Here is a 12,068-nt window from a genome sequence, read left to right on the forward strand (position 1 = left end):
CTGGCTCCGGCCTGTACGAATACCATATGCGAACCATGCGGAAAGCCGCACGGTCGGCAAGAATTTCGCAAGACGTGCCGCAGATTGAAAGGGGAGCCACGCGCTTCCCGACGGAAACCAGCGCCCGAAGGGGACGGAACGGAGGACAGGACGATGACGGACATGACGCCATCTGCGACGAAGGCCGCGCAGACGACAGCGGCAGCCGTCAAAAATCCGTCCCTGACCAATATTCGGCGAACCAACACCGGCTATGCCGCGCACGGCCTCTATGATCCGCGCAACGAGCATGATGCCTGCGGCGTCGGCTTCATCGTCAACATGAAGGGCGTGAAGTCGCACCAGATCGTCGAGGACGGCCTTGCCGTGCTCGAAAACCTGACGCATCGCGGCGCGGTCGGCGCCGATCCGCTGATGGGTGACGGCGCCGGCGTGCTGGTGCAGCTGCCGGACCGCTTCTTCCGCGAGGAGATGGCCAAGCAAGGGGTCGAACTGCCGAAGCCCGGCCACTATGCCGTCGGCCAGGTGTTCATGCCGCGCGACCCGGAGCTGCAGGCGCATATCGAAGGCATCATCGCCGAGGTGGCGCAACTCGAGGGCCAGCCGCTGCTCGGCTTTCGCGACGTGCCGGTCGACAATTCGTCGCTGTCCAAGGCGCCCGACATCGCCGCTTCCGAGCCGGTGCACCGGCAGGTGTTCCTGGGCCGCGGCGCCGAGATCGAGAACGACGACGACTACGAGCGGCGGCTCTACATCCTGCGCAAGGTCATTTCCGGTCGCATCCATGAGGAGACCAAAGGCGTCGACAACGGCTTCTATGTCGTCTCGATGTCGTCGCGGACCATCGTCTACAAGGGCATGTTCCTGGCCTATCAGGTCGGCGCCTACTACAAGGACCTCACCGACCCGCGTTTCGAGACGGCGCTGATCCTGGTCCACCAGCGCTTCTCGACCAACACGTTCCCGTCGTGGAAGCTGGCGCATCCCTACCGCATGGTCGCCCACAATGGCGAGATCAATACGCTGCGCGGCAACGTCAACTGGATGGCGGCGCGGCAGGCCTCGGTCGATTCCGAACTGTTCGGCAACGACATCTCGAAGCTGTGGCCGATCTCCTACGAAGGGCAGTCGGACACCGCCTGCTTCGACAATGCGCTCGAATTCCTGACGCAGGGCGGCTATTCGCTCGCCCACGCCATGATGATGCTGATCCCGGAAGCCTGGGCCGGCAACAAGCTGATGGGTCAGGACCGCAAGGCCTTCTACGAGTATCACGCAGCGCTGATGGAGCCGTGGGACGGGCCAGCGGCGGTTGCCTTCACCGACGGCCGCCAGATCGGTGCCACGCTCGACCGCAACGGGCTGCGGCCAGCGCGCTACATCGTCACCGATGACGACCGCGTCATCATGGCTTCGGAAGCCGGCGTGCTGCCAGTGCCGGAGGAAAGGATCGTCAAGAAGTGGCGGCTGCAGCCCGGCCGCATGCTGCTGATCGACCTGGACAAGGGCCGCATCGTTTCCGACGAGGAAATCAAGTCGGAGATCGCGACCAGGCATCCCTACAAGAGCTGGCTCGCCAACACACAGCTCATCCTCGAGGATCTGAACCCGGTCGAGCCGCGCGCCCTGCGCAGGGATGTCTCACTGCTCGACCGCCAGCAGGCGTTTGGCTACACCCAGGAGGACACCAAGCTGTTGATGTCGCCGATGGCGACCACCGGCCAGGAAGCCGTCGGCTCGATGGGTACCGACACGCCGATTTCGGCAATGTCGGACAGATCGAAGCTGCTCTACACCTATTTCAAGCAGAATTTCGCACAGGTCACCAATCCGCCGATCGACCCGATCCGCGAGGAGCTGGTGATGAGCCTGGTGTCCTTCATCGGGCCGCGGCCCAACATCTTCGATCTTGTCGGCAATTCGCGCCGCAAGCGGCTCGAAGTGCGCCAACCGATCCTGACGAACGGCGATCTGGAGAAGCTGCGCTCCGTCGGCCACACCGAAGACCGTTTCGACACCAAGACGATCGACATCACTTACGGTTCGAATGAAGGCGCGGCCGGCATGCAGGGCGCCATCGACCGGCTGTGCGAGCGCGCCGAGGCGGCGGTCGCCGGCGGCTACAACATCATCATCCTTTCGGACCGTCAGCTCGGCCCGGATCGCATTGCCATTCCGGCGCTGCTGGCAACGGCGGCCGTGCACCATCATTTGATCCGCAAGGGATTGCGCACCTCGGTTGGGCTCGTCGTGGAATCCGGCGAGCCGCGCGAGGTGCATCATTTCTGCTGTCTCGCCGGCTACGGCGCCGAGGCGATCAATCCCTATCTCGCTTTCGACACGCTGCTCGACATGCACAAGCGTGGCGAATTGCCAGCGGAGGTCGATGCCTACGAGGTCGTCTCCCGCTACATCAAGTCGATCGGCAAGGGCATCCTCAAGGTGATGTCCAAGATGGGCATCTCGACCTACCAGTCCTATTGCGGCGCGCAGATCTTCGACGCCATCGGGCTCAAGTCGGACTTCGTGCAGAAGTACTTCACCGGCACGGCGACGCTGATCGAAGGCGTCGGGCTGGACGAGATCGCCGCCGAAACGGTCAGCCGCCACACCGACGGCTTCGGCAACGACCCGGTGCTGCGCAACAGCCTCGAGGTCGGCGGCGAATACATGTTCCGCATGCGCGGCGAGGCCCATATCTGGTCGCCCGACGCAGTGGCGACCTTGCAGCACGCCGTGCGCCAAGGCTCGTGGGAGACGTTCAAGGACTATTCCGCCCAGATCGACAGCGAGACGGCGCAGGCGCAGACCATTCGCGGCCTGTTCACGATCAAGCTTGCGCAAGAGACCGGGCGTAAGAAGGTCAAGCTCGACGAGGTGATGCCGGCGGCCGATATCGTCAAGCGCTTCTCGACCGGGGCGATGTCCTTCGGCTCGATCTCAAGGGAAGCGCACACGACGCTGGCGCGCGCCATGAACGCCATCGGCGGCAAGTCGAACACCGGCGAGGGCGGCGAAGAGGCCGATCGCTATCTGCCACTGCCGGGCGGCGGCAAGAACCCCGAACGCTCGGCGATCAAGCAGGTCGCCTCGGGACGCTTTGGCGTCACGGCGGAGTATCTTGTCAATTCCGACATGATGCAGATCAAGGTCGCGCAAGGGGCGAAGCCAGGCGAGGGCGGCCAGCTGCCGGGTCACAAGGTCGATGCGACCATAGCAAAGGTCAGGCACTCGACGCCGGGCGTCGGCCTGATCTCGCCGCCGCCGCATCACGACATCTATTCGATCGAGGATCTGGCGCAGCTCATCTACGACCTGAAGAACGTCAATCCGGCGGCCGACGTATCGGTCAAGCTGGTCTCGGAAGTCGGCGTCGGCACGGTTGCGGCCGGCGTCGCCAAGGCGCGTGCCGACCACATCACCATATCAGGCTATGACGGCGGCACCGGTGCCTCGCCGCTGACCTCGCTCAAGCATGCCGGCAGCCCGTGGGAGATGGGCCTTGCCGAGACGCACCAGACGCTCGTGCTCAACGGCCTCAGGTCGCGCGTCGCGCTGCAGGTCGATGGCGGCCTGCGCACCGGGCGTGACGTCATTATCGGCGCACTGCTCGGCGCCGACGAGTTCGGCTTTTCGACTGCGCCGTTGATCGCGGCCGGCTGCATCATGATGCGCAAGTGCCATCTCAACACCTGCCCCGTCGGCGTCGCGACACAGGACCCGGTGCTGCGCAAGCGCTTCAAGGGCACGCCCGAGCACGTCATCAACTTCTTCTTCTATGTGGCGGAAGAGGTGCGGGCGCTGCTTGCCGAGATGGGCTACACCCATCTCGACCAGATCATCGGCGACACCGACCTTCTGGAAAAGCGCGAGCTGATCCAGCACTGGAAGGCACGCGGGCTCGACTTCAGCAAGATGTTCTACAAGCCCGATGCGCCGCACGAGGCGGTGCACTGGACCGAGCGGCAGAAGCATCCGATCGACGACGTGCTCGACCGCAAGCTGATCGAACTCGCAAAGCCGGCGCTCGAAGCCAGGCAGCCGGTCAGTATCGAACTGCCGATCCGCAACGTCGACCGTTCGACCGGCGCCATGCTGTCGGGCGAGGTGGCAAAGCGCTTCAAGCACAAGGGCCTGCGCGAGGACACGATCTCGGTCAAGCTCACCGGCACGGCCGGCCAGTCCTTTGGCGCCTTCCTGGCGCGCGGTGTCTCGTTCGAACTGGTGGGCGCCGCCAACGACTATGTCGGCAAGGGCCTGTCGGGTGGCCGCATTGTCATCCGCCCGCCGGAGAACACGAAAATCGTTGCTGCCGAATCCATTATTGTCGGCAATACCGTGCTCTACGGCGCAACCGAGGGCGAGGCCTATTTCTGCGGCGTTGCCGGCGAGCGTTTTGCCGTGCGCAATTCGGGTGTCGCCGCCGTCGTTGAAGGCGTCGGCGACCATGGTTGCGAATACATGACTGGCGGTATCGTCGTCGTCATCGGCCAGACCGGCCGCAACTTCGCCGCCGGCATGTCGGGCGGCGTCGCCTATGTGCTCGACGAGGCGGGTGATTTCGCCGAACGCTGCAACATGGCGATGGTCGAGCTGGAGCCGGTTCCGGAAGAGGACGACCTGATGGAAAAGCTGCTCCACCATGGCGGCGATCTCGACCATAAGGGCCGTGTCGACGTATCCGGCGATATGACCAGCCATGACGAGGAGCGGCTCTACCAGCTGATCTCCAACCACGTCCACTACACCGGCTCGGTACGAGGTCGCGAAATCCTCGACGACTGGGCGACTTTCCGGCCGAAATTCCGGAAGATCATGCCGGTCGAATACCGCCGCGCGCTGATCGAGATGGAGCGGATGCGCATGAACGTGGCGGCGGAATAGATTTGGAAATTGCCGGGAGGCCATGCGTCCCGGCAACCATCTTCATCAACAATCCTGACCTCGGACTGAAGGTTGCCACAGCTGCCTTATGAGGTTAACGGGTGCGTCGCCAGGCGTGCCTTCCGGACAGCAGGGACTGGACTATGGGCAAGGTAACAGGGTTTCTCGAGATCGACCGGCAGGTGCACAAGTACCAGCCGGCTTCCGACCGCATCCGGCATTTCCGCGAGTTCACGCTGCCGATGTCGGACAAGGAGGTCGAGAAACAGGCCGCGCGGTGCATGGATTGCGGCATTCCTTATTGCCATGGACCGACCGGCTGCCCGATCCACAACCAGATCCCGGACTGGAACGACCTCGTCTACAATGGCGACTGGGAAAACGCGATCCGCAACCTGCATTCGACCAACAATTTTCCGGAATTTACCGGCCGCATCTGCCCCGCACCTTGCGAGGAAGCCTGCACGCTGAACCTCGAGGATATTCCGGTCGCCATCAAGACCATCGAGCAGGCCATTGCCGACAAAGCCTATGAAACCGGCCATATCCGGCCCTATCCGCCGGAACGGAAGACCGGCAAGCGCGTCGCGATCATCGGCTCGGGGCCGGCAGGCATGGCGGCTGCCCAGCAACTCGGCCGCGCAGGCCATGACGTTCACGTCTATGAGCGCGAGAGCCGGCCGGGCGGGCTGATGCGCTACGGCATCCCCGATTTCAAGATCGAGAAGCATTATATCGACCGGCGCATCGAGCAGATGCAGGGCGAAGGTGTCAGCTTCCATTGTGGCGTCAATGTGGGCGTCGACAAGCCGGTCGCCGAACTGCTCGCCGAATATGACGCCGTGCTCTATTGCGGCGGCTCCGAAACGCCGCGTCCGGCCAACATCCCGGGCGACGATCTCGACGGCGTGCACGACGCCATGCCGTATCTGGTGCAGCAGAACAAGCGTATCGGCGGCGAGCCGATCCAGTCGGTGGCATGGCCGTCGCGCCCGATCGTCGCCGGCGGCCAGCACGTCGTCGTCGTCGGCGGCGGCGACACTGCCTCAGACTGCGTCGGCACCGCCTTCCGCCAGGGCGCGGTGCGCGTCACCCAGCTCGACATCCGGCCGCAGCCGCCGGAAAAGGAGGACAAGCTGTCGGTCTGGCCCTACTGGGCGACCAAGATGCGCACGTCGTCGTCGCAGGCCGAAGGCGCCGAGCGCGAATTCCAGGTGGCGACGCTTGAATTCATCGGCGAAGACGGCCAGCTGACCGGGGTCAAATGCTGCGAGGTCGACGAAAAGCGCAAGCCGATCGCGGGCACGGAATTCGTCATCCGCGCCGATCTCGCGTTCATCGCCATCGGCTTTGCCGGGCCAGCCGCTCGCGGGCCGATCTCGGAACTCGACGGGCAGATGAAGATCGTCATCGACAGCCGCCGTTCGAAGAATGTCGAGGCCAATGACCGGGACTACAGGACCAGCGTCGAAAGGCTCTATGCGGCGGGCGACGTGCGGCGCGGCCAGTCGCTGGTCGTCTGGGCGATCCGCGAGGGTCGCCAGGCGGCGCGCGCCATCGACGAGGCGCTGATGGGATCGAGCGTGCTGCCGCGCTGAGCCCGTTCCGAAGAGGTTCTGTTTACTGGCGGATCGCCGTCGTCGTATCGGATGCGGCCGCCGTCGCAGGCTGTGTCTTGGGCGGCCAGGAGAAATCGTCGGCGCGGCCCGGTGAGGCGTCGGGCGCCTTGCCCTCGACGATCAGCCTTTCGCCCGGCAAATTCTTGTCAGCTTTTGCCGGCGGGGCGGCGCCGAGAAGTTCCGAGCCGCCGTCCAGCGCCGGATCGCTGAGCAGCATCGGCACGGTGCGATCGACAGCTATCGGTGCCGCGGCAGGTGCCGGCGCCTCGACGGGAGCGCCGGCCGGGGCAGAAGCCGTCACCACGCTTCCTGGCGCGGCCAGCCCCAGGATCTTCATCAGCGGCTTTTCGGTATAGAAGGCGAGCTTGCGCTTGCCGGCCTTCGACATGTTGATGCCGTCGTCGGAGCGCAGGCGCACCGATTGGCCGTTGATGTCCGGTCCGCTGGTGATGAAGGCGCCGTTCTCGTCGACGAACCCGTCCCAGACGTCGACGAATTCGCCGCCGTGGCTTTCGGCGGACGAGCGGAAGATGTCGTTGAAGGCCAGCATGTCGGAGGTCATTTTCGAGACCCGGAAGGCCGGCATGCCGACCCACAGATACGGCACCTTGGTTGCGGCGATGGCCTTGCCGAACGCATCGGTCCGGCGCTCGTATTCCTTGGTCCAGTTTTCGGATCGCGGCTGCTCGCGTACATCGCCGACGCGCATCTGCTGCCGGTCGTTGGATCCGAGCATGACGACGACGGCTGCCGGTTTTTCGGCAGCGATCAGCGACTTGACCTGTTCTGGCCAGTTGTAGACATCGTCACGCACGAAGCCCGACGATCCGTTGGCACGGACGACGATCCTGACGCCGGTGTTTTCAGCAAACGCGGCGTCGAGCCCCTCAGCCAGCCCAGACGCCATGAAATCGCCGACCACCAGAACGACGCGTGCACCCGGCGCCTTCTCGGCCACTGGGGTTGTCGGCTCGGCCGGCGGCGGCCGGCTAACTGACCGGGGCTTTCTCAGCTTGGGCCTGGGCTTTGTTCTCTGGAATTCTCGCTGGTATTCGGGCGGCGGCTGCTCAAACCGCTCGCTTCTGCGCGGAAACAACAGGTCGCGCAGCGACCAGCCACGACTTTCCGGCTCCTGCGCCATGGCCGCGGTATGAAAGGCACTGGCGCCGCCGACCGCCAGAACGGCGATCGCCAGAACGAGGATCGGCACGCGACGAACGATTAACCGGATGCGCGCAGCCGAAACCAATCACCCTCTCCATCCCGCAACCGGCTCTAGTTCTGCCTGAGCCATTTCAGCACTTCCTTGCTCGGATACCCGTCCTGGGTCAAGCCAGCCTTTGCCTGGAAGGCCATGATGGCGGTTTTCGATCCGTCACCGATCTTGCCGTCGAACTTGCCGTCGTAATAGCCGTGCTCGGAAAGTCGCTTCTGAAGCTCCTGCCTTTCCTCGAAGGAGAGCTTGGTAAACGGTCGCTTCCAGTCCTGCACAAGCCCGCCATAGCCGGCAATTTCGTCGGCAAGAAGGCCCACGGCGAGCGCATATTTGTCGGCATTGTTGTAACGCTTGATGACCGAGAAATTCTTGATCATCAGGAAAGCCGGCCCGCCGCTGCCGCCGGGCAGCTTCAACGTCGCCTTGTCCGCACCGTTCTTGAACGGCTTGCCGTTGGCACGGCTGACCCCCAGCGCCTGCCATTGCGACAGCGACTTTGAGCCTCCGGGCAGCTTCTTGCCGTCCGGAAGGCTGACCTCATAACCCCAGGTCTTGCCTGCCTGCCAGCCGTTCTTCCTCAGCAAATTGGCGGCTGTCGCCAGTGCGTCGGGAATCGAATTCCAGATGTCGCGCTTGCCGTTGCCGTCCATATCGACCGCATAGGACTGGTAGCTGGTGGGGATGAACTGGGTATGGCCCATCGCGCCGGCCCATGAGCCGCTGAGATGGCTTTCGTCGATGTCGCCGGTCTGCAGGATCTTCAGCGCCGCGATCAGCTGGGTGCGGGCAAATTTCGCTCGCTTCGGATCGGCATAACCAAGCGTCGCCAGCGAGCGCACGACATTGCGCATGATATCATCGCGCTTGAGAGTTTCGCCGTAGTTCGATTCCATAGACCAGATGGCCAGCAGGATGTAGCGGTCGACGCCGTATCTTGCCTCGATCCTGTCCAGCCAAGGCTTCCATTTCCTTGCCATCTGCTGGCCGACGGCGACCGACTGGTCATGGACGCGGTTGTCGAAATAATCCCAGGCGGGTGCGGTGAATTCGGGTTGAGTACGGGCCTTTTCCAGTACCACCGGGTCAGCATCGTTGATGCCCTTGAATGCCTGGTCGTAGACGGAGCCGGAAACGCCGCTCGCCACGGCGGTAGCACGGAAGCTGGCGACCCATTGGCGGAAGCCGGCATCGGCAAAAGCCGGCCCGCTGGGCATGAGCAAAGCAAGCGAGAGGCTGGCGGCCGTCAGGACGCTGGTGAAGCGCCTTGCGGCGTTGCGAACGGACATCTTTTCCTCCTTCTTCATCTCAGGAAGACTATTCATCGCCGAACCCGGTTAGCATTTGGTTTACCATAGGTGCCGTGCGGGGTGAAAAGATGCGTCAATGCTTTACCAGCTGAGATTTATGACCCGCCGTTCAGTAATCCTCGATTTCGGCATGAAAATGTCTCGAATCGGGATTGCCGAACAGGCATGCAAATGGATAATTGGCACATGAAGAGAGTTCGCAAGGCAGTGTTCCCGGTTGCCGGTCTCGGCACGCGCTTTCTCCCTGCTACCAAGGCCATTCCCAAGGAAATGCTGACGGTCGTCGACAGGCCGGTCATCCAGTATGTGGTCGATGAGGCGCGCGATGCCGGGATCGAGCATTTCATCTTCGTGACCGGCCGCAACAAGGCGGTCATCGAGGATCACTTCGATGTCCAGTTCGAGCTCTACGACACGCTTGCGCAGCGCGGCAAGGACGACCAGCTCGCCCGCCTGCAGCGGCTGCAACCGGCGCCGGGGCAGACCAGCTTCACCCGCCAGCAGGTACCGCTCGGCCTTGGCCACGCCGTCTGGTGCGCGCGCGAGCTCGTCGGCGACGAGCCCTTTGCGCTGCTATTGCCCGACATGATCATGCAGTCGGAAAAAAGCTGCATGAAGGACATGGTCGAGCTTTACGCCGAGACCGGCAACAACATCGTCGCCGTGCAGGAATGCGATCCGGCCGAGGCGCACAAATACGGCATTGTCGGCCGCGGCGAGGACGCGCATCACGGTTTCCGCATCACCGGCATGGTGGAAAAGCCGAAGACCGGCACGGAGCCGTCGAACCTCTACATCAACGGGCGCTATATCCTGCAGCCGGAGATATTCAAGATACTCGAAGGTCAGGAAAAAGGCGCCGGCAACGAGATCCAGCTCACCGATGCAATGCTGAAGCTGCAGAAGCAACAGCCCTTCTACGGCTACCACTACCGCGGGCGGACGTTCGACTGCGGCTCGCCCGAAGGCTTCGTCGAGGCCAACGTTGCCTTCGCACTGTGGCGCAGAGACATGAATGCGAGCATGGCCGGTGTCATTCGCACGCTTCTCGACGAACTCGCGCCGTCAGAACGCCGCGGCATAGCCTTGTAGTTTCAACACCGGTTGCCGCGCTGATCGGCTAAAGCGCGCCGCGTTCGACCGGCCTCATGCGACGCGCTTTAGGTTCTTGTTTTAGGCAAGTCGTTATCGCAAAACCGCTGCACACTTTTGCGCGACATGCATTTAGCGCTGCAACTTCAAGCCGACGAAGATACTGTTGGCCGTGTAGTCGCGCCCAATCAGGTTGCTGGTCAGTTTTTCAGTCCTGGCGCGGGTGGTGAGCCCGGTGTAGCGGTTCAGCCACCACGTCAGCCCAGCCTCGGCGCTCAGCGTCAAATCATGATCGTCGGAGCCGGTATAGTCGCGCCATTCGAGGCCGAGAGCGGCATTTCCGGTCAGGTTGGCGCGGATCTGCCGCTCGCCGGTGAGGCTGCCGGAATAGAGCATGTCGCCGCTTTCGCCCGCATTCGTCGTGTTCTCGGCGGTCGTCTGTGCGGTGAGCCCGATCGTGGTGCCGCGTTCCGGCGACCATTTGAGATCGGCATTGACCGTCGCGCCCGAAATAGCCGGCAGGGCATCGTCGTCGATAGCTTCGCGCAGCCAGCCGACCGAGAACTCGCCGGTAAGCTTCTCGCGGAGATCGAGCTCGACGCCGGCCCGTGCGCCAAGCCTGGTCGAGGAGCGCTGGAAGCCGTTTGGATCGACGCGCAAATCATAAGCGCGCCGGCCGATCTCGATTTCGGTGAACGGGGTGATGGCAGGCGAGATCTCGTAACCGGTACGCAAAATGGCCGTGTAGAGCGTCGAGTCGCGGCCCTTCTGCGACAGCGATCCGCCCGACGAAAGCTTGGCGTCGCCAAAGATGTCGTGCTCGATCGCGCCGGTCAGCGCGAAGCGCATCTTGCCGGCATCCTTCTCGACGGCGAGACTGCCGTTCACGGTCTGGCGCACCGGCTGGCCAACGGCGCCGACGACCGCGTCCGGCGCCGAGGCCGATTCGGGCACGGCCTCATAGCCCAGCTTGGCGATGGCGCGCAGATCATTGTCGAGATCGATGTTGAGTGTGCCGTCGACGCGGCCTTGCGCCTCGTGAATGTCATAGCCGGACAAGGTTTCGCGGAAGATGCCATAGCCCTCAACCGTCGCCGAATTCTCCCTCCAGTCGGAGACGGCGTTGAAGCGCAGTGTCGTTTCCGACAGCAAGGCCGGCTTGCCGAGGCTGCTCGAATCGGCGTTTGTCGAAGACGTCAGGCCTTGCTCGAGCGTCGGCCGGATTACGAAAGAGCCGAGCTTGATGCCGGTGGCGGCGAACGGGTCGTCCTCGTTCTTTTTGTTCTGGCCTTCGATGGCTTCGGTGCGCTCGGCACCGGGGTCGAGCCTGAGCCTCTCGGCGGAATCGATGGTGACGGCACGGCGGTTGACCGTATCCTGCTCGTCTATAGCGGCGGTATCGGTGTCATCGGTCGCCGCCGCGGCTGCAGTCGCGGCTCTCTTGCGCTTCTGGCTGTCAGCGGTCTCGTCTTCGGCGTTGGCCGCATTGGCGGCGCGTGGCGTCGCGCTTGGCCGCCGTCGGGGTGGCGGAGCAGGGTTGTCGGGAAATGGGTCGCCGCTGGCCGCTGGTTGATCGAAAGTGCCGCCGGTTGTGGCCGCCTCGCCCGTGCCGTCGTCAGGCAACGCCCCTTGGCTGGCCGGGCGATAGGTAGGCAGCGGCGTATTGTCGTTGGCGGTTGCAGCAGCCTGCGCGGCTTGGGTTCCGGCTATGCTCGATTGCCTGATCTTGTACTGCTGTTCGTCCAGGATTGTCGATTCCGAAACCTCGCCGCGCAGCTCGGTTTCCTGGGCGCAAAGCAGTGCCGGCCGCGACAACGCAAAGACACTGGTTGCCAGCAGCAAAGCGCAGACCGCCTTGCCCTTTCGTCCCATTTTGTTTTGAGGCTGAAACCCGGACATCGGCACCACTGCTTGCGCGGCGCACGCGCGCCATACTTACGAAACCGTAAA

At 63.4% G+C, this 12,068-nt stretch carries 6 protein-coding genes; 3 read left to right on the forward strand and 3 right to left on the reverse strand.

All coding sequences use genetic code 11. From position 1 onward, the window contains the following. Positions 1-153: 153 nt before the first annotated feature. Positions 154-4,884, forward strand: a complete 4,731-nt coding sequence (gene gltB, locus NKH93_RS01035; RefSeq protein WP_352918243.1) for a glutamate synthase large subunit — start codon at positions 154-156, stop codon at positions 4,882-4,884. 143 nt (positions 4,885-5,027) lie between these two features. Continuing rightward, complete coding sequence (locus NKH93_RS01040) at positions 5,028-6,482, forward strand: glutamate synthase subunit beta (RefSeq protein ID WP_352818148.1); 1,455 nt, start codon at positions 5,028-5,030, stop codon at positions 6,480-6,482. Between the two features lie 22 nt (positions 6,483-6,504). Here NKH93_RS01040 and NKH93_RS01045 read toward each other — a convergent pair whose 3' ends face one another. Further along, positions 6,505-7,752 (reverse strand): SGNH/GDSL hydrolase family protein, encoded by a 1,248-nt coding sequence (locus tag NKH93_RS01045; RefSeq protein WP_352818145.1) that lies wholly within the window; start codon positions 7,750-7,752, stop codon positions 6,505-6,507. Between the two features lie 26 nt (positions 7,753-7,778). Then, entirely contained in the window at positions 7,779-9,005 is a 1,227-nt protein-coding gene (locus NKH93_RS01050) for a lytic murein transglycosylase (protein WP_352564889.1), read from the reverse strand. Positions 9,006-9,212: 207 nt separating this feature from the next. Between NKH93_RS01050 and galU the strand changes: the two genes are divergently transcribed. Beyond that, entirely contained in the window at positions 9,213-10,118 is a 906-nt protein-coding gene (galU, locus tag NKH93_RS01055; RefSeq protein WP_352469528.1) for a UTP--glucose-1-phosphate uridylyltransferase GalU, read from the forward strand. A 132-nt stretch (positions 10,119-10,250) separates the two neighbouring features. On the opposite strand, the gene NKH93_RS01060 is transcribed toward galU, so the two are convergent. Continuing rightward, positions 10,251-11,990 (reverse strand): outer membrane beta-barrel protein, encoded by a 1,740-nt coding sequence (locus NKH93_RS01060; RefSeq protein WP_502896416.1) that lies wholly within the window; start codon positions 11,988-11,990, stop codon positions 10,251-10,253. Positions 11,991-12,068 lie beyond the last annotated feature (78 nt).

Source organism: Mesorhizobium sp. M0954, assembly GCF_040319155.1.
Classification (GTDB): Bacteria; Pseudomonadota; Alphaproteobacteria; order Rhizobiales; family Rhizobiaceae; genus Mesorhizobium.